The sequence below is a fragment of the Azomonas agilis genome (assembly GCF_007830255.1).
Classification (GTDB): domain Bacteria; phylum Pseudomonadota; class Gammaproteobacteria; order Pseudomonadales; family Pseudomonadaceae; genus Azomonas; species Azomonas agilis.
In genome coordinates, this window is the sequence record NZ_VLKG01000015.1 from 1 (window position 1) to 24,911 (window position 24,911).

Annotated in this window: 20 protein-coding genes; 6 read left to right on the top strand and 14 right to left on the bottom strand. The window is 43.9% G+C overall.

Annotation, left to right across the window (positions count from 1 at the left end; translation table 11 throughout):
• The first annotated feature begins 95 nt into the window (after positions 1 to 95).
• The 4 genes from LX59_RS14430 to fdxA all read left to right on the top strand — a co-directional run bounded on the left by LX59_RS14430 (position 96) and on the right by fdxA (position 4,869).
• Positions 96 to 845, top strand: coding sequence for an IS5 family transposase (locus tag LX59_RS14430; protein WP_144571718.1), 750 nt, complete (start codon positions 96 to 98; stop codon positions 843 to 845).
• Positions 846 to 913: 68 nt separating this feature from the next.
• The gene (locus LX59_RS14435; protein WP_144573130.1) at positions 914 to 1,411 is read left to right on the top strand and encodes a hypothetical protein; all 498 of its coding nucleotides are present in this window, start codon (positions 914 to 916) and stop codon (positions 1,409 to 1,411) included.
• Positions 1,412 to 1,826: 415 nt separating this feature from the next.
• Positions 1,827 to 4,418: a DNA mismatch repair protein MutS gene (mutS, locus tag LX59_RS14440; protein ID WP_144573132.1), complete on the top strand. Its 2,592-nt coding sequence runs from the start codon at positions 1,827 to 1,829 to the stop codon at positions 4,416 to 4,418.
• A gap of 127 nt (positions 4,419 to 4,545) precedes the next feature.
• Positions 4,546 to 4,869 (top strand): ferredoxin FdxA, encoded by a 324-nt coding sequence (gene fdxA / locus LX59_RS14445; RefSeq protein WP_144573134.1) that lies wholly within the window; start codon positions 4,546 to 4,548, stop codon positions 4,867 to 4,869.
• A gap of 355 nt (positions 4,870 to 5,224) precedes the next feature.
• Here the strand turns inward: fdxA and rfbC are convergent, their stop codons facing one another.
• From rfbC to LX59_RS14505, 12 genes are all read right to left on the bottom strand, one after another.
• Complete coding sequence (rfbC, locus tag LX59_RS14450; RefSeq protein ID WP_144573136.1) at positions 5,225 to 5,773, bottom strand: dTDP-4-dehydrorhamnose 3,5-epimerase; 549 nt, start codon at positions 5,771 to 5,773, stop codon at positions 5,225 to 5,227.
• The gene (gene rfbA / locus LX59_RS14455) at positions 5,774 to 6,655 is read right to left on the bottom strand and encodes a glucose-1-phosphate thymidylyltransferase RfbA (protein WP_144573138.1); all 882 of its coding nucleotides are present in this window, start codon (positions 6,653 to 6,655) and stop codon (positions 5,774 to 5,776) included.
• Positions 6,656 to 6,673: 18 nt separating this feature from the next.
• Complete coding sequence (rfbD, locus tag LX59_RS14460) at positions 6,674 to 7,564, bottom strand: dTDP-4-dehydrorhamnose reductase (RefSeq protein WP_144573140.1); 891 nt, start codon at positions 7,562 to 7,564, stop codon at positions 6,674 to 6,676.
• A gap of 3 nt (positions 7,565 to 7,567) precedes the next feature.
• A complete protein-coding gene (rfbB, locus tag LX59_RS14465; protein WP_144573142.1) occupies positions 7,568 to 8,629 on the bottom strand; it encodes a dTDP-glucose 4,6-dehydratase in 1,062 nt (353 codons plus the stop codon).
• 30 nt (positions 8,630 to 8,659) lie between these two features.
• Positions 8,660 to 10,567 carry a type 1 periplasmic-binding domain-containing protein gene (locus LX59_RS14470; protein WP_144573144.1) on the bottom strand — a complete coding sequence of 636 codons (1,908 nt, stop codon included), beginning with the start codon at positions 10,565 to 10,567 and terminating at the stop codon, positions 8,660 to 8,662.
• A 103-nt stretch (positions 10,568 to 10,670) separates the two neighbouring features.
• Entirely contained in the window at positions 10,671 to 11,321 is a 651-nt protein-coding gene (locus tag LX59_RS14475) for an acylneuraminate cytidylyltransferase family protein (RefSeq protein ID WP_144573146.1), read from the bottom strand.
• A 19-nt stretch (positions 11,322 to 11,340) separates the two neighbouring features.
• Entirely contained in the window at positions 11,341 to 12,873 is a 1,533-nt protein-coding gene (locus LX59_RS14480) for an N-acetylneuraminate synthase family protein (RefSeq protein WP_144573148.1), read from the bottom strand.
• A complete protein-coding gene (locus LX59_RS14485) occupies positions 12,803 to 13,450 on the bottom strand; it encodes an inositol monophosphatase family protein (RefSeq protein WP_170234388.1) in 648 nt (215 codons plus the stop codon). The genes LX59_RS14480 and LX59_RS14485 overlap by 71 nt, the downstream gene beginning before the upstream one ends.
• A 66-nt stretch (positions 13,451 to 13,516) precedes the next feature.
• Complete coding sequence (locus tag LX59_RS14490) at positions 13,517 to 15,430, bottom strand: hypothetical protein (protein ID WP_144573152.1); 1,914 nt, start codon at positions 15,428 to 15,430, stop codon at positions 13,517 to 13,519.
• Positions 15,431 to 15,485: 55 nt separating this feature from the next.
• Positions 15,486 to 17,369, bottom strand: a complete 1,884-nt coding sequence (locus tag LX59_RS14495) for a rhamnan synthesis F family protein (protein ID WP_144573154.1) — start codon at positions 17,367 to 17,369, stop codon at positions 15,486 to 15,488.
• A 30-nt stretch (positions 17,370 to 17,399) separates the two neighbouring features.
• Positions 17,400 to 18,470, bottom strand: coding sequence for an HAD family hydrolase (locus LX59_RS14500; RefSeq protein ID WP_144573156.1), 1,071 nt, complete (start codon positions 18,468 to 18,470; stop codon positions 17,400 to 17,402).
• 219 nt (positions 18,471 to 18,689) lie between these two features.
• The gene (locus LX59_RS14505) at positions 18,690 to 20,081 is read right to left on the bottom strand and encodes a PhoH family protein (protein WP_144573158.1); all 1,392 of its coding nucleotides are present in this window, start codon (positions 20,079 to 20,081) and stop codon (positions 18,690 to 18,692) included.
• A gap of 266 nt (positions 20,082 to 20,347) precedes the next feature.
• Between LX59_RS14505 and yaaA the strand changes: the two genes are divergently transcribed.
• Positions 20,348 to 21,115, top strand: coding sequence for a peroxide stress protein YaaA (yaaA, locus tag LX59_RS14510; protein WP_144573159.1), 768 nt, complete (start codon positions 20,348 to 20,350; stop codon positions 21,113 to 21,115).
• A 5-nt stretch (positions 21,116 to 21,120) separates the two neighbouring features.
• Here the strand turns inward: yaaA and LX59_RS14515 are convergent, their stop codons facing one another.
• On the bottom strand, positions 21,121 to 22,329 hold the full coding sequence (locus tag LX59_RS14515; protein ID WP_144573161.1) for an MFS transporter: 1,209 nt from the start codon (positions 22,327 to 22,329) through the stop codon (positions 21,121 to 21,123).
• A gap of 145 nt (positions 22,330 to 22,474) precedes the next feature.
• Between LX59_RS14515 and LX59_RS14520 the strand changes: the two genes are divergently transcribed.
• The gene (locus tag LX59_RS14520; protein WP_144573163.1) at positions 22,475 to 23,398 is read left to right on the top strand and encodes a LysR family transcriptional regulator; all 924 of its coding nucleotides are present in this window, start codon (positions 22,475 to 22,477) and stop codon (positions 23,396 to 23,398) included.
• Here the strand turns inward: LX59_RS14520 and LX59_RS14525 are convergent.
• Entirely contained in the window at positions 23,395 to 24,711 is a 1,317-nt protein-coding gene (locus LX59_RS14525; protein ID WP_144573165.1) for a DEAD/DEAH box helicase, read from the bottom strand. The genes LX59_RS14520 and LX59_RS14525 overlap by 4 nt on opposite strands.
• Positions 24,712 to 24,911 lie beyond the last annotated feature (200 nt).

The following is a 24,911-nucleotide window of genomic DNA, read 5'->3' on the forward strand; positions in this document are numbered from 1 at the left end:
CTAGGGCCTGTTGACGTTTCGTCATGAAGGTATTGAGAAACAAAAGCAAACCCGCAGAATTGAGGTTCCTACACCCATAACCCTGCGGATTTGCAATGCCCCGATTACTGCTCAGCGACGAGCTTTGGTCGAAGCTGGAAAAAATTCTGCTTCAGCACGCCATTTACCACAAGCCCAATCTCCGAATGACCGTCGAAGGCATGCTTTACCGGATGCGTGTCGGCTGCCCTTGGCGAGATTTGCCTGACCTCTTTGGAGACTGGAACTCGATCTACAAGCGCTTCAACGCTTGGTCAGCTACGGGTAAGTGGTTCAAAGTCTTTCAAGCCTTGCTTGAGGAACCTGACTTTGAGTGGTTGTTTATCGACGGCAGTTATGTAAAAGCCCATCAACACAGTACCGGAGCGGCCAGTGGTCATACTGAGGGGCTGGGTAAAAGTCGCGCTGGGCTGACAAGCAAGATTCATTTGGCTGTTGACGCACAAGGCCTGCCAGTGGCCTTTGAAGTGACAGGAGGCGATGTTCACGACAGCTGCGTCGCTTCCAAACTGATCATGCAGCTGCCCTGTGCTGAAGTGATTGTCGCGGATAAAGGTTATGACAGTGAATGCATTCGAGATCAGATCAGGCAGCAGGGAGGACGTCCTGTTATTCCCCGAAAGCGCAACTCAATTAAGGGTAATGCGGATCTGGACAGAGGTTTATACCGCTACCGGCATTTGGTTGAGAATGCCTTTGCACGGCTTAAACACTACCGAGCGGTGGCTTTTCGATACGACAAACTGAAATGCAATTATGAGGCAGTGGTTGCCATGGCCTGTGCCGTTCAATGGCTACCCATGTAAAACGTCAACAGGCCCTAGATATGAGTTAAAATCATAACTCAACCCAACATAAAGAGATAAGTTTAGAATTGAAAAACACCCTATATATTGCCGTATTATCCCTATCCCTTACGGCTTGTTTATCTTATAAACCAAGCGCATTAAAAGACCCAAACAACTTATATCAACTCATTTCATCATACCCAAAAACAACAAGCTGCAATGAAGCAATAAAAAAGTGCGATCTACAACTAAACGAAGGCACAGCCATAAGTTTGAAAGTGCTTTCTGAACACAGTGGAAATATGCTGATTCTAAACTACGATAAGAATACATTAGCCACAAATACAGCAGCCATACAAAATACCAGCAATTTACTGAATTACTTAGGAATCAGTCATACGGATAAAATAATCGAACTCATAACGACGGAGCAGGAAAAACTTAATACCCCACTGAACTCTAACGTAAGAGCACATAAGAATTGTACCCAGCAACTCACAGCAAACACTAAATTAGACACTTCTATAATTATTTCCGTTAATCCAGGAGCTAACTGCAATATTATAATGGGGCATATTTTTTAACAGCGCTTTTAAATATTCTATCCAGATTCATTGGATCTCCAAGAAATCTGAACATTGTCATCAGGTTAAAATAACGCATAGGTAGCACTGAGATTGTTCATCAAGGGAGCTAAAATCCTCCCTAGAAAAACGCGCAACATGACACGCCTTTGCAGTCAGAAGGCGGCTAAGCAGGTATCATTAGCCCCTTAAGGCTCGCTTTGCAAAAGCATGAATTGCAGCCAAGATAGAGAGCCCAAGCCCAGCTACGAACCAAATTTTTGACGGGAACCCATACCGCAGAGGAAAGGAACTCAAAATCAGATGGGTATACCGATAGGTGCAGAATTTCTGCCGCACCACATCTAAGGAAAATCATTCATACCTCTGCTTCCCAAGTACCCCGGATAACAGAAATACTATTAGATAAATCTCAATGTCAAAAAGACAACCCGAAAAAATTCACAGCAATAACAATCTGTTAGCGCACACTCCAATGATGCAGCAATACTGGAGCCTGAAAAAGCAGCATCCAGATCAGCTGATGTTTTACCGCATGGGCGACTTTTATGAGCTGTTCTACGAAGATGCCAAACGAGCCGCTCAATTATTGGATATCACGCTAACCGCTCGAGGTCAGTCTGCTGGACAACCCATTCCAATGGCGGGCATTCCCTTTCATTCGGTCGAAACCTATCTGGCCCGTCTGGTGAAATGCGGAGAGTCGGTTGTTATCTGTGAGCAAGTAGGAGATCCGGCCACTAGCAAAGGGCCCGTAGAGCGGCAAGTGGTGCGCATCATTACGCCCGGCACCGTCAGTGACGAAGCCTTACTGGATGAGCGTCGTGACAATCTTATCGCTGCGGTGGTGGGTGATGACAAGCTGTTCGGGCTATCGGTGCTGGACATCACAGGCGGACGCTTTAGCGTGCAAGAGCTAAAAGGCTGGGAAAACCTATTAGCCGAGCTAGAGCGCCTGAATCCGGCGGAACTACTGATTCCCGACAACTGGCCTTTAGGTGTCCCCTTAGAAAAACGGCCCGGAGTACGTCGTCGCGTCCCTTGGGACTTTGATCCAGAAACGGCCTACAAAAACCTCTGCCAACAGTTTGGTACTCAAGACCTCAGAGGCTTTGGTTGTACCAAACTCAGCCTAGCTATTGGGGCTGCCGGTTGCTTACTGGGATACGCCAAAGAAACTCAACGCACGGCTCTGCCCCACTTGCGCAGCCTACGCCACGAGCGTCTGGACGATACGGTTATTTTAGACGGAGCCAGTCGCCGTAATTTAGAGCTGGATACCAACCTATCTGGCGGTCGGGAAAACACCCTGCAATCCGTTATTGATCGCTGCCAAACCGCGATGGGTAGTCGCTTACTCAACCGTTGGCTTAATCGCCCCCTAAGAGATCGTAAAGTCCTCGAAGCCCGCCAACAGGCTATCCACTGCCTATTGGAACACTATCAGTTTGAGCATATTCAACCGCTACTTAAAGAAATTGGCGACATCGAACGTATTTTGGCGCGCATTGGCCTACGCAATGCTCGTCCCCGCGATTTAGCACGGCTGCGAGATGCTTTAAAAGCTTTACCCAGCCTACAAAGCGCCCTACAAGGCATTAGCGCTACACACCTCAAAACTCTGGCCAATAGCATCTGCACCTACCCGCAATTGGCTGAGCTGCTGGAGCGAGCCATTGTCGATAACCCACCCGCGGTGATCCGCGAAGGTGGCGTGCTGAAAATGGGCTATGACGCAGAGTTGGATGAACTGCTCAACTTAAGCGAAAACGCCGGCCAATTTCTACTGGATCTGGAAGCCAAAGAAAAAGCCCGCACGGGTCTACCTAACCTCAAGGTGGGTTATAACCGCATTCACGGCTACTTTATTGAATTACCCCGCGCCCAAGCGGAACAAGCCCCCATCCATTACCAACGCCGTCAAACCCTAAAGGGAGCGGAGCGTTTTATCACTCCAGAGCTCAAAGCCTTTGAAGATAAAGCCCTGTCGGCTAAAAGCCGCGCCTTAGCACGGGAAAAGTATCTATACGAAACGCTGTTGGATCTACTGATTGCCGAGTTAGCTCCCTTACAAGAAACCGCCGCCGCGCTAGCAGAATTAGATGTACTGGCTAACCTATCCGAACGAGCCCTAAGTTTAGACCTGCACTGTCCTGAGTTCGTTAAGGCTCCCTGCTTACGCATCCAAAATGGCCGCCATCCGGTAGTTGAACAGGTGCTGGATGCCCCCTTTGTTGCCAACGATCTCATCCTTGATGAACAGACCCGGATGCTGATTATTACTGGGCCTAATATGGGGGGTAAGTCTACCTATATGCGCCAAACAGCTCTGATTGTGCTACTGGCTCAAATTGGTAGCTTCGTGCCGGCTAGCCGCTGCGAACTTTCACTGGTAGATCGCATTTTTACCCGCATTGGCTCCAGCGATGATTTAGCCGGTGGACGCTCCACCTTCATGGTCGAAATGAGCGAAACTGCCAACATCCTACACAACGCCACAGAACATAGCCTTGTACTCATGGATGAAGTAGGACGAGGAACCAGCACCTTTGATGGCTTATCGCTAGCTTGGGCTGCTGCGGAACATTTGGCACACTTACAGGCTTTTACTCTATTCGCCACCCATTATTTTGAGCTCACCGTCCTGCCAGAAAGCCAACCCAAGGTGGCTAATGTCCACTTAACGGCCGCAGAACACCAAGAACGCATTATTTTTTTACACCACGTCATGTCCGGCCCCGCTAATCAAAGTTACGGACTGGCCGTGGCGCAGTTGGCTGGAGTTCCTTCTGAGGTTATTGTGCGGGCTCAAGCACACTTAGAGCGCTTAGAAACCAGCAGCCTAAGCCACTCGGCTGGAAAAAAACAACCGCCCCAACCTCAGCAAGCGGATCTTTTCGCCAGCTTACCCCACCCAGTTCTTGATATTTTGGGGCAAACAGACCCTGATATGCTCAGTCCACGGGCAGCCTTAGAGCTGCTCTATAATTTGAAAGCTCAGCTTTAAGCAGCCCAGATAAAATCTGTTATAATTTTAGGTTCTTGATAAACCTATTTTTTAGCCTTGTAAAATATATAACGGTTAACGGAGAGCCCTGTAAAATCGCGCCCCTCCCAATACCGAGGAGATCATCATGAGTTTCGTTGTCACCGACAATTGCATCAAATGCAAATACACCGACTGCGTTGAAGTATGCCCTGTGGACTGCTTCCACGAAGGCCCCAACTTTTTGGTCATTCACCCCGATGAGTGTATTGATTGCGCCTTATGTGAGCCCGAATGCCCTGCCCAAGCCATCTTCTCTGACGATGAAGTCCCAGAGGATATGCAAGAGTTCATTGCACTAAACGCCGAGTTAGCCGAAGTCTGGCCCAGCATCACTGAGCGCAAAGAAGCGCTATCCGATGCTGAAGAATGGGACGGTGTTACCGGGAAAATCCAACATTTAGAGCGCTAAGCGCCCAGCGATGCCTTATGGAAGAAGGCATCGCAAAATAAAGGCACAGACACAGCCAAGGGTAGCAAGGAGGGAGGGGAACCCCCGGGGTCTGTGCAAAAACAAATCGCTGAAATGAACCTAGTACTTCTTCACCCAGTCACTCTAGTTCTGGGCTTTGAGCTATCTGATGATATTCATAAAGTATGCCAGTCGCCAAAAAGCCCATTAGGCATAGGAAACACAGCATTAGCGTAGGAAATCTAAAAACCTAGGCACCTAAGTAGTGCTAAATCCTAGCTCATCGCTACGCTTTGGTGCGTAAGGTATGGAGTAAGGTGAGCCACTTACTCCATAGAGGCTGCCTATACTCAAATCAGGCAAAAACCTCAGCGTTACACAGCGGGATTCCCAACCGATCCTTAGCCGATAGCGTCGGCTGATCAGCAAAATGCCAGTCCACACCAATCTGTGGGTCATCCCACAGAATGCAACGCTCATGCTCTGGTGAATAAAAATCCGTCGTTTTATATAAAAACTCGGCCGTATCACTCAAAGTCACAAAACCATGGGCAAATCCGGGCGGAACCCACAACTGCTGCTTATTATCCGCAGACAATAATGCCCCAACCCACTGACCAAAGGTTGGCGATGAGCGCCGAATATCAACGGCTACATCAAACACCGCGCCCTGCACTACCCGCACCAACTTACCCTGGGCTTTTGGTGCTAGCTGATAATGTAAACCGCGCAATACGCCATAGCTCGATTTCGAGTGATTGTCCTGCACAAAAGCAACCGACAATCCTGTAGCCTCTTGAAAAGCTCGCTCACTAAAGCTTTCAAAGAAGAAACCACGCTCATCACCAAAAACCTTAGGCGTGAACAAGACAACCTCAGGAATCGCTAAAGGCTGAGCCTGCATTTAAAACACCTCATGTCGTAGAAGGCTTAATAAATATTGGCCATAACCGTTTTTGCTCAAAGGTTTTGCCAAGGCAGCAAGTTGTTCACGATCAATCCAATGCTGACGGAAGGCAATTTCTTCAGGACAGGCCACTTTTAAGCCTTGGCGCTTCTCAATGGTCGCAATGTACTGGCCAGCCTCTAATAAAGACTCATGGGTTCCAGTATCCAACCAAGCATAACCACGTCCCATGATCTCAACTTGCAGTTGGCCTTTTTGCAAATAGAGCTGGTTCAAGTCAGTAATTTCCAACTCTCCACGGGGTGAAGGTTTCAAACTCTTGGCCAAATCCACGACTTGTTCGTCGTAAAAATACAATCCGGTTACAGCATAGCTGGATTTAGGCTGATCGGGCTTTTCTTCCAAGGATAAAACCTTGCCTGAATGATCAAACTCAGCGACACCATAGCGTTCAGGATCATGGACATGATAGGCAAATACCGTCGCACCTTCAGAGCGAGACTGAGCACTCTCCAATAACCGTTGGAAGTCATGGCCGTAAAAAATATTATCCCCCAACACCAAAGCACTGGGCGCACCCGCTAAAAAATCCTCTCCGAGGATAAAAGCCTGAGCTAACCCATCAGGACTAGGTTGAACGGTATAAGTCAAACGTAATCCCCATTGGCTGCCATCGCCTAATAGTTGCTCAAAGCGCGGCGTATCCTGAGGAGTAGAAATAATCAAAATATCCCGAATCCCCGCCAGCATCAAAGTGCTCAGCGGATAATAGATCATGGGCTTATCGAAAACGGGCAATAGCTGCTTGGAAACGGATAAAGTAGCGGGATGTAAGCGAGTACCGGCTCCACCAGCCAAAATAATTCCTTTGCGCATCATGTGCTTATAAAACCTGTCTTAAAGAATCTGCGATAAAATATGCGCTACCCCATGCTGCCAATCGGGCAGATGCAGTCCAAAGGTAGAACGCAGCTTTTGAGTATTCAGTCGGGAATTAGCGGGTCGAGCAGCCGGAACCGGATATTCGGCCGTTGAAATCGCCTTGATCGCCTCTGGTGTTAGCTTTAGGGGTTTTCCAGCAGCTTGAGCCGCAGCCACTAAAGTTTTTGCGTAATCACACCAGTGCGTCACGCCCGAGGCCGTCAAATGATAAAGTCCAAAGGGAAAAGCTTTTGGATCATCCAGTCTTTGATACTGCCCCAAAATCTGGGCCGTCACATCTGCAATTAAGGCCGCAGAAGTCGGAGCTCCAAACTGATCGGCCACTACATTCAGCGATTCGCGCTCGGCGGCCAAACGCAAAATTGTTTTGGCAAAGTTATGCCCATGAGCCCCAACAACCCAACTGGTACGAAAAATTAAGTGCCGAGCTCCTGTTTGCGCTAGAGCTTGCTCACCCGCCAGTTTGGTTTGTCCGTACACACTTTGAGGATCAACCTCATCTTCTTCCACATAAGCTCGCTCTTGGCGACCATTAAACACATAGTCTGTGGAGTAATGCACCACCAAAGCGTTTAAACGCGCGGCCTCAACCCCCAGTATCTCGGGTGCTTGGGCGTTAATCAGAAAAGCGCGCTCTTGATCTGACTCCGCTTTGTCCACCGCTGTATAAGCTGCAGGATTGACAATAACCTCTGGATTAACACTACGGACGAGCGAGCGCAGAGCATCAGGATTGGCTAAATCGCACTCCGCTTGTCCAACAGCAATGACCTCCCCCAGCGGAGCCAAGGCTCGTTGCAACTCAAAGCCTACTTGCCCATTTTTTCCGGTTAGAAGAATTTTCATCCCTTAGTTTCCGTATTGTTTACCCAGCCAATCCCTATAAGCGCCTGTGGTGACATTAGTTACCCAGTCTTGATGATCTAAGTACCAGCGCACGGTTTTTCTAATCCCTGTATCAAAGGTTTCCGCCGGCTTCCACCCCAGCTCACGTTCAATTTTCCGTGCATCAATGGCATAACGACGATCGTGGCCTGGACGATCTTTGACAAAGGTAACTTGCTCGGAATAAGAATGCCCATCGGCACGTGGTTGTTCTTCATCCAAAATACGACATAGGGTTTGAACTACGTCAAGATTGGCTTTTTCATTCCAACCGCCCACGTTATAGGTTTCTCCCAAACGCCCTGCCTCTAACACGCGACGAATCGCTGAGCAGTGATCTTCTACAAACAGCCAATCACGAATTTGCTGTCCATCACCGTAAATCGGTAAAGGCTTACCCGCCAATGCATTATGGATGCACAGAGGAATTAGTTTTTCTGGGAAATGGTAGGGGCCGTAATTATTGGAGCAGTTAGTGGTGAGCGTGGGAAAACCATAAGTATGGTGATAGGCACGGACTAAATGATCACTAGCCGCTTTACTCGCCGAGTAAGGACTGTTAGGCGCATAGGGCGTTGTTTCGGTAAAGGGTGGATCTTCAGGCTCTAAAGTGCCGTATACCTCATCGGTGGAAACGTGCAAAAAGCGAAAAGCCGCTTTTTCCGCATCACTCAGACTCCCCCAGTAAGCACGAGCCGCCTCTAACAGCCGGAAGGTTCCATTTACATTGGTATGCACAAAGGCTTCTGGACCGTGAATTGAACGATCCACGTGAGACTCAGCAGCAAAGTGTACTACTGCTCTAGGTTGATACTTGCTAAACAGTGATGATAATAAATCTGCATCGGTAATATCACCGTGTACAAAAGTATGCTGAGCTGTATCTTTTAATGATTGGAGATTTTCTAGGTTTCCTGCATAGGTTAAAGCATCTAAATTGATAACTGGCTCATCGCTATTCAGGCACCACTGGAGCACAAAATTTGAACCGATAAACCCGGCCCCGCCGGTGACTAAAATCATCATAAACTCCTTATTATTAACCAATAAACAAAGTTAGGCATTTAATCTATTTTTTACAACATCTTCAGCAAGAATATCCAAAAGCATTTCTTGGATAACTTCTGACTTTATCGAATAACTAAGAAAACCTACTCCTCTTGTATCACTTTTTTCGTCAGGAATATCAGTAATATACTCATCATCTACATGTCTTAAGTTTGGACACATAGCAAAATGCTCTGGAAGTGACTTCATTCCCTTACAGTTATGCCCTACGCCCGGCTTCTTAGCAAAACGTGCTATATGTAAAACATCGGTACCTGAGTTTGCTACGAAACAATCTGCAAGCATTGCAAAAGCTATCTTACGCTTTGAGCTTGCACCAATTGTACTAAATACACGCACCTGATCAGGAATAGTTTTTTCTATGAGGCTTACAAACTCTTCAAACTCTTTTACTCTGGCAAAATCTTTTTCAGTGGGGTTAATTGGCATAGTCCAACCATCAAAAACAACCCCCGCTCCCGGAAATTTTTGTGCAATAAAACTAATAACCGAGGAAATAGCATCGGCTTGCTCAAGCCAAGATCTTTTTTCTATAGTGATGCCAAAAGAAATTAAGGGAAAACATTTTTTAGCCTCAGCTAACCCTAAGCTTTCTTTAAGCCCAATAGAGCGAATAGCATGACTTACTAAAAACTGATCAATTTCCTTTACATGGCTCGTATTTGCTAAAGAAAAACCAACACCAATCTGAACGACAAATTTTTTTGATAGGATGTTTTCATCCCTGATAAGCCTAAGATCAGAAGTATTTTCTTTAGAAGTTAAGCTATATAACTCTTTAAATGAATAAAAAGCTGATCCTGGGCTATAAATTATTTCAGGCACTCGATCTAATACACATTTTTTTTGAAGTAGATCCATACCATGGAGTATTTCATAATAAAAATGGTACGGACGTGGAAAAGAGGCCACTATGCCTCGAAATTTATTTTCGCTAGCACTTCTTGAGTAAGATAAAAACTTAGAAAACTTGCTAAAGATCAAATGTAAAACATTCAAAAGTATATCTTCAGATGCATGTTTTATACGTACAGCAAGCTTTCTTTTTGGAAAGTAAACCAAATCAGCAGAAGTAACTTGCTGAATGACAAAAAACACTTCTTTTGATGAATCAACAAATCTTAACACTGTTAAATTTGGCAAATTAAAACTTTCGGAGCAAACTGACCATTCATTTCTATTGAACGGACTAGGTATATGGCAAGTTCCTTGGCTCAAGGCAGATGAAACCAGCACATGAGGAAACTCACGAGAGCCTAATAACTCTAAAAAAAATTTAAACTCCGACTTTTCCTTTCCTATCGCTTTGCTAAGCAGGGCATCCTTAATAGAAACTAAAGAGCTCTTAATAAAAAGTAATTTTTCAACTTCCTCTTTTTTTAACTTCTCCAACAAAGCTGCATCAGTAGTTGATATATTATCTAACTCATTAGTTGAATAGCGCTCCCAAGTCACTCTCACAGGGTCATGATCAGACTCAACCTCAACAGGCTCAATAACAAAAGTCTGCCAAGGCGTAGTTTTCCCATCAATGGATAAACTCAACTCTAAAGGCTTATTAATGCTCTTAGAAACATCAAAATCAAAAGAAAAACCGCACCTTAATTGTTTAACCCTTTCAGCATCATCATTAATTATTTTATTAACAACATCCCTACGATCCTTATTTAAAGAAAACCCACCGCCTCCATTTACTAAAATTTTTATATTGGATAAGTCCAAGGGATTTTTAGCTAAAACCCAGCCTGAAATCCGAATGTTTTTTTTTGAAACCCCTCCTAACTTAGGACTATCAAGACAAAGTCTTTTTATTTTACTACTAATATTTCCTTTTTCTGAAATCAGAGTAGCTACTCTAAACAGACTGTGACTTTCTTTCCTAAGAGGAGGACGCATAAAATAAAACCTATTTCATAGTAAACACATTAACAGAAAAATCGACTCTACTAGAGCAGACTTTAAAAGCAAATACTTACAATTAAAAAATATAAAATATATTTTACTTAAATAGATTTTTATAAACAGCATTAGCAATAACAAAATCTATTGACTCATTTATATCTATAGCTTCTATTTTTGAAACTTCAACTAGAGATGGTTTCAACCCAATCCTTCTATTTTTATTTAAAAAAACATCCTTTGTATACACATATAACCCAGTCGTTTCAGCGTAAAGTGGATCTAAGTCTTGGGTTCTTGGAATACTGGATGGATCATAATTAAATGGCTCTTTATTTTTCCAAAGAAACTCTTGCAACTTAACCACAGAAAGTGCCGAATCATAATCACCAGAGCAAACATCAGATACAGCTTTAGCGATGGATGTGTGGGATATAAAAGGAGCTGTTGCATGGGCCAGCACATATATATCCGCATCAACATCTTTAGCAAAAGATAGCATTACTTCGTTTATTTTCGTTTCTGACCTATCAAGTAATTTATCGCGAGACAGATACTTTATACCATCTGGAATATCTTCTACTATTTCCGGACTACTACAATAAACATACACTTCATCAATTTGAGAAACTTTTAAAAGAGACTCAAGAATATAATTAAATAACGGCTTACCTGAATCAAATCTCTTAGTATTTTTCCCCGGCAATCGCTCGTTATTCAATTTCATTGGAACATAAGCAACCACTTTCATAGCTCACCTAAACTAAAAATTATTTAAAATACTTATGATGCTCACTGGAGTTCACTTTCTTTTCTTCACTACCTAAAATAATTTCAGTATCTCTAATCTGGTCAACATATTCCTTAAAGGCTGAAGTCGTCAAATCTACGGCAACTGCGTCAAAGTGAGCCCAGTCTGTATTTCCTAACTTGACATGCTTTTCAAGCATTTTTGCTCCAGCGGCTACGGCTAAAGCAGAAGCTTTCCAACCAAAATCATGGCTAGAATAACCAGGGACTATATTTGAATGTTTTTTAGATAGCTCATAATAGTGACGCACTACTGCAATATTACAATCGTGCAGAGGTGTTGGATAAGCAGAATTGCACTGTAATAAATAAAGCTCTGAGCAAGCAGAAAAGTTCTCTAAAACAAACTTCTCATACTGAGCATCTGTCATTCCAGTAGATAAAACAACTCCACCCTTATGATTATTAGCTACATATTTTAGATAATCAGTATGTTCAGAAATAGTCGATGGCAGCTTCACTAAGCCCAAGCCAACCTCTTGCATAAACATATATGAAGCTTGATCTAATACAGAAGCAAACCAAGTTATACCCAGTTCATTACAGAGACGATCAACAAACTCAAAATCATCTGCAGACAACTCTAACTGATATCGGTAATCGGCAAATGTCGTACCAAAAGGAGATACATAAGGAGCAGATAATTGCTCCACAGTATAAAACTCTTTTACATCTCGCTTTTGCAGCTTAACCATATCGGCACCTGCTGCTTTACTAGCTCGAATCATTCGCTCTAAACGAGAGCGATCACCAAAGTGATTCGTTGTAAGCTCTGCAACTACCTTTACTCTTTCAGTATCCGAGCTACTTAAATGATGGTGTTGAACCAAAGAGTCATTTAACTCTTGTACAGTTAATAAGCTAAAATTTCTACCACCAACATGTTTTACATTTAGTGAACTACCTTGTAAAAAATACAGAGTATTTAAAAAGTAAAACTCTTGAATCGATATCCTAATAGCTGCTTCTTCAGAGCTTTCGTTACTAAAAGAACGTTTAATCTGGATACTTTGCCCACGGCTCGGATCAAAATCGAAGCCAACCATATAAACAGTTTGAGGACGCTTACGAAAAGCGGCTACTTTCTTAGCAATCTTCAGCGCTGTTAAAAATAAAATATCCTCAACAACAATCTCATCAGACATGAAACGTTGCATAATCAAATCGGATGAGGACTGAGTTAAGGGTACATAGGGCGCTACAGAAACCGCTTTTCCTTTGGCATCAAAGGGAAAAGCAGAAACGTAAAGCTGAGAGCGAAACCCAGACTCAGCTAAAGCCTGAGGAACCCATGGAGCATGCAATACTGAAATATCAACGGGTGCGATTCGCTCCGCATCATTGATACCTATAACTAAAGACCCACTAAATACCTTTGGATTAATTTCATCTATACTCGGCCCCTTCCCCACAATAAATATATTATCTGTTCCGTATATCGACGCGATATTTTCGAGTTGGGTCGAGAAGTTTTCCATCATAGGGTTTGTCATCTAGAATTACCTCACACTTATATTCCAAAGCTAACATTATTCCAGGCAATAAATCCCAGATATAAGCTCCCTTAGGATTCACAAAACGAGTAAAAGATCCGCGAATTACGTTATAAAGATTATACACAGCACAACCAGTAACCCTATATTCAATAGCCTCACTAAGGCCTTGAGCAATAGCTGGGTCATAGGATGATGAGAACCCCGTAATACGCGACTCTAATTTCACAAGCGAATCACCAGTAATCAAACACTCGCCCAACTCTGGCATCAATAACATACTGCCTAAAAATTGGCCGTTACACCACAGTCCAACAGAAACCCCCCATTCTTTCAAGCCAGAACAGAAATTTTCGGTACCATCAATTGGGTCCAACACAGCCAGCATTCCTGGCCTTTCCTGCCAAGCAACTGCATCAAAAGACTCCTCCCCAACAAACTGAATTTCTGGATCTTGCTCACGCAAAAAATCTAAGATTGCTTTTTCTAAAAACTTATCTGCCTCAGTTACTGGACTTCCATCCTCTTTATACTCAATGTTGTAACGCAGCTTTTGTATATACTCCAAATTATTCATAACTAGCTCACGAATGGATGCTAGAGTAGATCGTGCCTCTACAGTATTCATTGATGCCCTCGAGCTTTAGCAGTTAAATAAATCAGCGGCCTCAAGTCTATTTTTTACACTACAACATTTCAATAGATCAAACAGCATTACGATGATAATTTCTGGATCAATGGAATAACTAACAAACTCACTAGAAACACTGCCCATATTAACAGGCTTATCCTCGATATCTATAATATAGTCATCTGACACAAAATTAATGTGAGGGCGCATATATGGATGCTCTAATATTTTTTTCATCGCCTTACAATTATGGCCAATACCGGGCCTTTTAGCAAAACGAGCAACATGTAGGGATCCGGTCACCGAATTTGCTATAAAGCAATCAGCAGCTCGTGAAAAAGCAATTTTTTTAATACTATCCGCACCCACGATATTAAAAAACTTAACCGACTCACAAGAAATTTTTTCTTTTATGGAGTCAATAACCTCATTATGCTGTTTAATTTGATTTTCATCATACTTTGTTGGAGTAATTGGTGAAGTCCAACCATCAAATATAAAGCCTGCACCAGGAAATACATTTGATACTCTATTGATAATCTCTGCTAGGCCATCCACTTGCTCTACCCACTTACGCTTCTCAACAGTGACACCTAGCAAAATCAGCGGAAAACAAGATCTCGCTATATCAATCTCAGCTTTTGTTTCAACATTTATAGACTTTAAACTATGATTAACCAAATGTGCGTCTATTTCCAATAGAAAATCATCGTATTCTAGCTTGTGGCCAACTCCTACGTGAATGACAAACTCTCTTTTCTCCAAAACCTCCTTACTAAGCATTTTTAAATCAATTACTGTTTCAGTACAGTTTAATTCATACAAATTTTTAAAAGAGTAAAAATCAGCCCCAAGTCCATAAATAATTTCTTCTATATTAGTTAAGGCTCCAGACGTGTTCAGTACATCCATGCCATGGATTATTTCATAATAAAAATGGTGCGGCCTAGGGAATGAAGCAATAACTCCTCTAAAGGTATTCAAAAATGAATTTTTAGAATACCTTAATACGCTAGAAAAATTTTTAGCCAACTCAAAAAATGCATTTCTGAGCAACTCAAAAGATGCATGCATCAAGACTACCGCAAGCTTTCTGTTGGGAAAATATACTAAATCAGCAGAAGTTGCTTGCTGAATGATAAAAAAAGCTTCATTTGAATTCGTGGTAAACCTGAGAATCGTCAAGTTTGTTAAATTAAAACTCTCCAAACACCTAGAAATCCCATCACTAAAAGGATCAGGTATTATACAAGCCCCATGGTCTATTGCCGAAGATACTAGAGCATCTGGAAAAACCCTAGAGCAAAGCAAGTCTAAAAATATCTTAAAATAACTTTTCTCTGCTGGCTTAATAGATGGCTTTTCTGAGGCTTGCTCAATATTGAAATATACTATATCAGGAGCCTCAATAGTAAATCCATGTCCCTGATGTGCAATAGTCTCCACAAACAACGCTTCATCGGAAGAAATTTGATCAAGATTATTTTTTATATACTTATCAAAAATAAAACCGGCTTTATATTTATCATCTTTGGCATCAATTAACTTAATGCGTTTCCAAGGAACTATTTCCTCTCCTACTGCGAAATTCAAATCAAACTCTGTATCTCCACTTTGAACACTGACCTCGAATAAAAAACCACACATCAACTGACTAGAGTCTTCGGGTGACGTGCTTAAAATGGTAGAAATTACATCTGGCCTATTTCTGTTAAGTTCAAAACTTTTATTTCCTACCAGAATCTTAGTATTGGGATGATAAGCCTTCAGAATGACCCAACCAGAGATAGCAATCCTGTCTTCTTTTGCTGTGCCTACACTTGGAGTGTCTAGGCAAGAAGCCAAAACCTTAGATGATGTAGCTAAGCTAGCTGTATCAACTATTGCTGAAACAATTAAAGTATTACTGTCGGCTTCGAATACCATCTATCTACCTATTTACTACGCTTGTTCAATTGGCACCTCACCCCCCTTTAGAGAGCTAATCTCCTAAAAATGGCGTACGACCAATATTACTGATCAAACCACCCCATTTAAGAATCTCTGCTTCATCTAAAGCTGAATCCCCCTTCAAAACTACTGGGAACCCTAGTGCCTGCCACTTATCAATAGGATGTAAAATATGCATAGTGGCCAAACCAAGATCTCCAGGAAGTTGGGCATCGGCTACGACATTATCACCTATATGCAGGTAAGAGGTAATACCTTCGCGCTTCAAATCCTCTTTGACCATTTGCCACATACTTCCATTGTCTTTACGCTTTTGCTCAGCGCTGGAAACCAATAAGCGATAAGGTACAGATATGCCTACTTTACGCAGCATAAGACCCACTTGCTTACAATTGTAATAGGTATCCGAAATTACCCACAAGATATGCCCTTTGGCTCCTAAATAATTGAATAAATCAACCATTTCTTGCTTTGGCTGAATCATTTCAAAATCGAGCTCAAACTCCCTATTCATAAGCAGTTGACCCTGCTCTTTAGATAAATTTAGTCGCTCTGCAAGCTCGACATAAATATCCTCAATACGAACATCACCCTGAAATTTAGCTTTTTCTCTTAAAGAAAACTCTGCAGTATTACGAGTGCTAACGAAATCCTTCGGATTAGCGATAACTCCTTGTTTCACTAATTCTTGCCCTAACTTTAACTTGGCATAATCAGGTACAGTAAATTTCCGTCTTACCAAAGTATCAAAAACATCAAAGCTTAATAGATGGATACGCTCAAGATGCGGTAACATCTTATCAAGGCTATTTTGATAGTTAGCCACTACATAGCTTTGATCCTTCGTAAAACGTCCAGAGGCCGGATGATAAAATAACTGGCTGTATCCATTATGCTCCGCTAACAACCCTAAAACCCGCTCCAATGCATGAAGCATAGATCCATCATTAGGAAGAGGCTCGTCTGGAAAGTTTTCGTAAGTATAGGTTTTATCCAAAATACCTTTTAAAGCTTTAGGTCGAGCCCAGAACATGCCACCAGCAGGGTAACTTAAAAAATCAGTACTTTCAGGCAAGCCTAACTTTTCGTACCAACTTTTCATATAACCCTTATTACAGGTCACATGATTAACCCAAGAAGGCATCATCCAAAACGTGGTCGGATAATAAATACCTATATCTGGATCTTTTAAAAACGCATTTAATATTTTTGTAACTACTGCGGGGTCTCTAAGCAAATACTCCGTCAGGTAGTCGCTCCACTGGGTCTGCTCTCTTCCCGAATATAGGGACTTTTTAGAGTGTAAATGGCAAAACAGATCATAATCTGATAAGCGATTCGCAAACTCGACCAATAATGGCCCAAAATTTCTTCCTTTGTTAGGAACACACTTTAAAAAAACATTATTAACTTTCGGATGTTTAGAAAATCTCTCTATAGCCTTCTTTTTATTTTTTTCATCAGCTAAAGTGATAAACACATCTACCTTGACAGGCAACTGCTCTAAGGCTTCATAAAATCTGTCAATGTAATCGGCATAATAGATGTGCAAACATACCGCGATTTTTAATAAGTAAGCTTTAAGAGGTAAAGAATTTTCATAATTAAGATTATCGCTTGGCGACCACTTATGAGAAACCGCGGTGTAACCTCTCCCCTCTTTTTCCCCATGACTTAAAAAATGAACTAGAGGGCTTTGTTGAGAGTGATATACATCAACATACATCCGATGATAACTTTCATTATCAAACTTTGGTGATGGATTCACAGGCGAAAAATTTGATTTCTTCACATAATCGCTGAATGACTCAAAATCATTCTTAAATTTTCCACCATAGGTATTAACATACCAATTATGTGAAAATAATCCCTTATTTTTTGCTAAAACAAAGAGATCTTCAATTTTCATATTCATTTTACTTTTCTTTCACCAAAATTTGCTTAATTAAAGTCCGAATAGTTGTAATGGATTGATTACTCCGTTCCCAGAAAAATCATCGTCCATATTAAATAAATAATAAGCAGATTTTGGAATGGCACTGGGCGAAACAGCAAAGGCTTCATAAATCTTACAAATCTCTCCATGTTCGTATTTGACATTATTTTTTAGCCCTTCCTTAACACCATCCAATGCCCCCTTAATGATTACCTCTAAATCCTGATAGTAGCGCTGGGTGGCTGTTTCTCGACCATATAAAAACTCAAACTTTCCATCCGAACATTTTCTAATATCAACAACTTGCCCGTGGGGTGCAGTCATCAAAGTCTCAAGTAATAAGGAGCGCTCTAGCATCAAGCACCCTTGAGTCCAGTCAGGACTTCCAGACCAACTGACATTCTCATGAAATACTCCTGTCATATGCGCATTTTTTCCTTTAACAAGAGTATCTCCTGATTGTGTGGTGATAAAGTACAGCCCCTCTGTATCGACTTCTAATATGAGTGTCAGTAATTTTTGTATCGTCCCTGCATACCCAAGATCTAACATAACAGGGGTAACATTTTGATCCAGTAACAGTTCAGCTTTCAGATAGTCGTAAAAACTGGATCTAGTTTCTTCAAGATAATCAAGTAAGCGCTTTTGGTGAGGCTCAAACCACTGCTTAACTTTTCCAGCATCCTCTGGTAAAGAGGCTTTAAACCCAAGCAGCTCAGAAGGTAATATCTGATAAGCTTCATGTAATTGTAAACCGAAGCGTTTCATTAATAACTCTAATACAGTTCCTTGAAACTTATTTTTTAATGCAACATCTAAAGCATCTGGATTCCCTAAAAGAGTTTTAAACAATAAGGTTCTGGACACTTTTAAGTATACAGGCTTATGTTTTACCTTTAACAAATCATCTTCAATTAAGGCATTGAGTAACACATAAAAAAACCAACCCTCTCGTGCTAAACAAACCGGTCTACGCTCGCCTTCGTTTAACTTAGTCTCCAAAGCTCTTACATAATAATTTAGCATTGGAGATAAAAAGCTATGTCCAAATTCATATAAAGAGCAATAAGAGCTTTTCAAAATAACTTCCTTCGATCAAATAAGCTTTACGAAAAAAAACGACTCTAAAATAAAGAGTCCAAAAGACTCAAAATAAAACAATTCCATAAAGCCATCCCAGTGATGGCAAAATAATTTTCTCTATTCAAATACATATTGCGAATAACAGCTTGAATTTTCGATGTGATTCTATCTAAAAAAAAATACAAGAGAAGCCTTTTCGAGCCATTTAATGCCATTTTACAAAAATCTTTCTGCATACTCAGCCAAGACTGATCGTGGTACTCCCTGTAAAGTCAAATGCACTCCTTGTGGAAAATCTTTAAAACGCTCTGTTAAGTAGGTTAGGCCCGAACTTGTTGCTGATAAGTAAGGCGTATCAATTTGCGCTAAGTTCCCTAAACAAACCACTTTAGAGCCAGTGCCGGCCCGAGTAATGATGGTTTTTATCTGGTGCGGCGTTAGATTTTGGCATTCATCAATAATGATGAAGCTGTGTTGGAAGCTTCGGCCACGGATATAGTTCAGGGATTTAAACTGCAAAGGCACCTTTTGTAAGATGTAGTCAATGCTACTAGGCACATGCTCATCTTCCGAATGCAGAGCCTCCAAGTTGTCCGTTATAGCGCCGAGCCAAGGCTCCATTTTTTCTGCCTCCGTGCCTGGTAAAAAACCGATGTCTTCATCTAACCCCTGAATACTACGGGTTACGATAATCCGCCGATACCCCTTACTTACCATAGTTTGTTCAATGGCTGCCGCTAGCGCCAGAATAGTCTTACCTGAGCCTGCCGCACCACATAAGCTTACCAAATGAATCTCTGGATCTAAGAGTGCATGCAGCGCCAAGGCTTGGTAGATATCCCGGGGCACCAGCCCCCAAGCCTCGCGATGCATCAAAGGCTCTTGGTGCAAATCGAGCACTAATAGGCTATCGACCTCTACAGCCTGAATCCATCCCACAAAGCCCGTATCATCTAAAATGAACTCGTTGAGGTGTACAGAGAGGCCTATTTCGTCCTGCATCCAGACTTTATGCAGTGTTTGACCTTGGCCTTGTTGTGTTTCTACACGCGCTACTTGATCCCAAAACGAGCCATGTATCCTATGGTAGCCCTGAGTCAACAGGCCAATATCATCCAGTAGCTGATCGGTTTGATAATCCTCGGCAGCTATGCCACAGGCCCGCGCTTTGAGGCGCATATTGATGTCTTTACTGACCAGTACAACAGGGGTATTCAGGTGACGGGCTTTTAACTGCATCAACTGATTAATGATGCGATTGTCGTTAGAGTCTTGGGGTAAATAGGTCAAAACCTCTGTCCGTTGACTCATCAGAATAGACAGCCAACCACAGGGGGGATTTTTACCACGCGCTATGGGCACACCCTGTTCTACTTGCTCTGGGCTAGCCTCTCCTAAAACCGTATCGATCAAGCGAATAGCTTGGCGACTCTCCGCAGCCACTCCTTGCTTGCTAGTTTTCAGTCGATCTAACTCCTCCAATACGGTCATGGGGATGATGACGTGGTGTTCCTGAAAATTAAGTAACGCGTTGGGATCGTGTATCAGGACATTGGTGTCAAGAACATACAGAGTTGGCCGATGGCCAGCAGTGCCATAATTATCCATAGCGATCACCTTATGCGAGCATCAAGACTGCGGGTCTAAAACAGCCTTACCTTCGCCGTACTACCCCAAGGTTAGTGCCGGATCAAAAAGCCCAGAGCAATGAACTTTTTAGAACCGCCACCTGTGCAGCAGGGCTCGGCGGTCTCTTGGTAATACTCTATAAATTATGACACTAAGGTGATCCTCCTTGCTCATAATTGCAAATAGGCCAGAGAAACTACTACAACCAAGCCTATTGGCCACAAACACTTTTAGGACACTCTTGAATGCTGATGCTACTTTCCCCCGCTAAAACACTCGACTACCAAACCGAAGTGAGCACCCACGAGTACACTCAGCCTCAGTACTTAGATGAAGCCGAGATATTGGTTCGTCAGCTACAAGGCTTGTCACCAAATCAACTGGCTCAGTTGATGAAGCTTTCAGACAAATTAGCCGCCTTAAACTTAGCCCGATACGCCAGTTGGAGCCGCCCTTTCACTCCAGATAACGCACGGCAAGCCATTTTGGCCTTTAAGGGCGATGTGTACATCGGATTACAGGCCGAAGACTTTAGCCCAGAGCATTTTGAGTTTGCCCAACAGCACCTGCGGATACTGTCCGGCTTATACGGGATTTTGCGCCCATTAGATCTGATGCAAGCCTACCGTTTGGAAATGGGGACACCCCTCACAAGGCTCTTGGGCAAGGATCTGTATGCATTTTGGGGAGAGCGCATTACTCAATGGATTAACGAGGAATTAGAGGCTCAAAATGAGCCGTTCTTGCTTAATTTGGCCTCTAATGAATACTTCAAAGTCATTAAGCGGCCTCTGGTGCGGGCGCAAATTATAGATACTGAATTTCGCGACCAGAAAGATGGCCAGTACAAAATCATCAGCCTGTACGCCAAACGAGCCCGCGGCTTGATGGCTCGATATGTCATCGAGCACCAGCTCACCCACCCCGATGATTTGTGCTCGTTTGACAGCGAAGGCTACTACTACAGCGCTAAACACTCCTCAACCGAACGCATGGTGTTTTTACGAGATTGAGAAGTTCAGCGATTTGGCTGGGGCTGCGGTAATGTCGATAAACGTAGTGCAATCAAAAGGGCTGCAATCAAAAGTACGGCAATAAACAACACCACGCCCTTCCAGTGCCCTGCTTGCCAAAACAGGCCAGCCAGCGTCCCCGCCACACTGGAGCCCAAGTAATAACTGAACAGATACAAAGCAGAAGCTTGGCCACGCGCTTGATGGGCACGGCTACTGACCCAGCTACTGGCTAAGGAGTGTCCAGCAAAAAATCCGTACGAATACAGCAAGAGCCCCAACAAAATCGCCCACAACTGGCTCGATAAGGTCAGCCCTAATCCCAATAACATGATGAGGATAGAGGGCCAAAATACGCGCTGCCGCCCCCAACGATCGGCCATAGCGCCGGCTTTAGTGGCGCTGTAGGTTCCGGATAAGTAAGCCAATGACAGTAAACCTATCCAAGCCGGGCTCCAGTCATAGGGCGGTTGCAACAGTCGATAGCCAATGTAATTAAATAGGGCGACAAAACTCCCCATCAGTAAAAAAGCTTCGGCAAATAGCCAAGGTAGACCTGCATCACGAAGATGCAGACGCAATCCGCCCAACACATTAGCTATGCTCCAAGGGCGTGCGTGAAAATGTTTGGAAGAAGGTAGCCAACACCAAAACAATAGGGTGGCTAATCCGGCCAGTAGTGCCTGAATCGCCAAAGCCCACATCCAAGAAGATACCTCAACCACAAAACCGCTTAACAAACGGCCACTCATTCCACCTAAAGAATTACCGGAAATATACAACCCCATCGCCAGTCCCAAATGACTGGGCTCCATTTCCTCCCCCAGATAAGACATGGCTACCGCAACCAGGCCACTCAGTGCTAAGCCACTTAAGGCGCGCATCAGCAGCAAGCCCTCCCAAGTGGGCATTAGGGGAGCCAGCAAGCTAAACAGGGTGGCACTCCACAGAGCAACCAGCATCATCGGTTTACGGCCTAGGGCATCGGATAAAGGCCCAGTCACCAACATCCCCAAGGCTAAAGTTAAGGTTGAGACTGAGAGCGCCAAACTGCTTTGAGTAGCGGTAATCCCAAAGTCTTGGGAAAACAGGGGCAATAAGGGCTGCACCACATACAGCAAACTGAAACTGGCAAATCCGCCCAAAAATAAAGCTTGATTGGTGCGCTGAAAGGCTAAGGTGCCTTTTTGCAAAAACTCGTGTGTCTGCTCCATTACTTCCCCCAAACAGGACGAGGCATTTTGCCGCAGCCCCTGATGCTTTGAGGGCAGCATAGGGAGGCTTTATTATTCTTTCCAATATATTATTCATCTTATTTAATAGGTAAAACAGATTATTACCCAATAGGAGCGAATAAACGTGGAGTTACGGCATTTGCGTTACTTCATCGCTGTTGCTGAAACCCTGCATTTTGGCCGTGCGGCTATTCAATTGGGGATTTCTCAACCGCCTTTGAGCCAACAAATACAGGCTTTAGAAGAGGAACTTGGCGTTACCCTATTTGAACGCACCAACCGCAAAGTCAGCCTCAGCCGAGCCGGTCAATTATTCTTGCCTGAAGCACGCCAAGTATTAACCCAACTGAATCAGGCCATTGGGGTAGCTCAGCGCGCTCAACGTGGAGAATTAGGTGAACTCAGAGTGGGCTTTACTTCTTCTGCGCCTTTCACCCCCACCATTCCACGAGCCATTTTGGCCTTTCGCAGAGCCTGCCCAGAAGTACATTTAGAACTACGCGAGTTTTGCAGCCGCAACGTGGCCCAAGCGGTCTACGAACGCCAATTGCATGTGGGGTTGCTCCGCCCACTGGGTGATCTTTCTGATGAGCTGGAAACCTTGGAGCTGTTTAGTGAGCCCCTGAGCGCTCTCTTACCTACAGGACACCTTTTAGCCCAATACACAGGGCCGATATCCCTATCCATGCTGGCTGGGGAATCCTTTGTATTCTTTCCACGCACCTACGGTACAGGGCTCTATGATCAACTCCAAAACTTGAGTCGGGCCGTAGGCTTTGTTCCACACATCGTACAAGAAGCCAGTGAGGCTATGACCTTGATTGGCTTAGTTGCTACAGGACTTGGTGTTACGGTACTGCCTTCATCCTTCGGGCGCATGCACATTGACGGGGTGGTATGTCGCCCCTTACAGGATGCCGGAGCGACAACGGCCATCTGTCTGGTACGCCGCCGAGATGAGCAGTCTCCCTTAGTGCAGCGTTTTATGAAGCTCCTACAGTACGAGACCCAACAACAGACTGAAAGAGCTCTTAACCCCGTTAACTAATTTGACTCAGGGGTTGGCTTACGGCGTTTTAAAGGAGCCATACCGTCCTGACTGGCTAATGGCTTGGCTGGGCGCGTTTTTTTGGCCACCGACTTGCCTGTGGAGGCTTTTTTAGTGTCTGGTTTTTTCTTTTTACTGCCTACCGCCTTTCCTGAGGCTTTAAGGTTTTTCGGCCCACGATAGTGGCCTTTGAGTCCGGGAATTAGCCGCTGTTCAAAACGCTGCTTTAAATAGCGCTCAATACTGGACATTAGATTCCAATCGTTATGGCAAATGAGGGAAATAGCCAAGCCTTCCGCACCGGCACGCCCTGTACGTCCCACTCGATGCACATACTCATCCCCCGAGTGGGGCATATCAAAGTTAATCACTAAATCTAGGCCATCAATATCTAAACCACGCGCCGCCACATCGGTGGCCACCAGTACCTTAGAACTGCCTTGCCGAAAGCGCTCCAAGGCTTGCTTGCGGTCTTTTTGATCCTTTTCACCGTGCAGTACAAAGGCCTTTAAGTCACGCGCCACTAGATGTCCATATAAACGATCAGCTTGGACACGGGTATTGGTAAAGATGATGGCACGCTGATAAGTCTCATGGGCCAACAACCAAAAGACCAATTCTTCTTTATGTGCAGGATCATCAGCGGTAATGATTTCTTGCCGCAGTTGCTCACTCAGCTCACTGACGGAGTTCAACATTAAATGTTGTGGCTCTTTAAGCACTTTGAGCGCCACTTCACGCAGCGCGGCTCCGCCGGTTGTAGCAGAAAACAAGAGGGTTTGCCGCTCAGCAGGACACTCAGCCACTAAGCGCAATACCGACTCGCCCAAGCCCATATCCAGCATACGATCGGCTTCGTCCAGCACCAGCGTGGTCACATCACGCAATACCAAGTGTCCGGCCTCCAGATGCTCCAGCAAGCGGCCCGGTGTTCCAATCAGAATATCGGGCACTTTACGCAGTTGAGCCGCTTGTACTTTGAAGTCTTCACCACCTGTCACTAGGGTAGCCTTCAAAAAGGTGTAGCGTGCAAAGCGCTCAACCTCGACGAGGGTTTGACGTGCCAATTCACGAGTCGGAAGCAAAATCAGAACCCGTACATCAGTGTCTTTTGTTGGATTTTCTAGCAGTCGTTGCAGAGTGGGTAGTAAAAAAGCCGCCGTTTTACCACTGCCAGTACGTGCTGTGGCTCGCACATCCTTTCCTGCCAATACGAGGGGAATAGCAGCCTGTTGAACGGGTGTGGGCTCGGTTAAATTCAACTCCGCCAGCGCTTTGAGCAGACGTTCGTGTAAGGCAAAGGCAGTGAACAAGGGAACACCTCAAACAGGATAGGACGCAAGGTGGCATAGCTTAACCTGTCTGGGGAAGACACCCTAGCATTCACTCAGCCAGCCTTAAGCTGATGCCTCTGAAGGGGCTAGATTCGGGTAAAATAGGCCAATGCTGGCTATAAACCATCCGATAAAAATTTGGAACTTTAAGTCCCAAAGCTCCTTCTTATCTCAGCCGT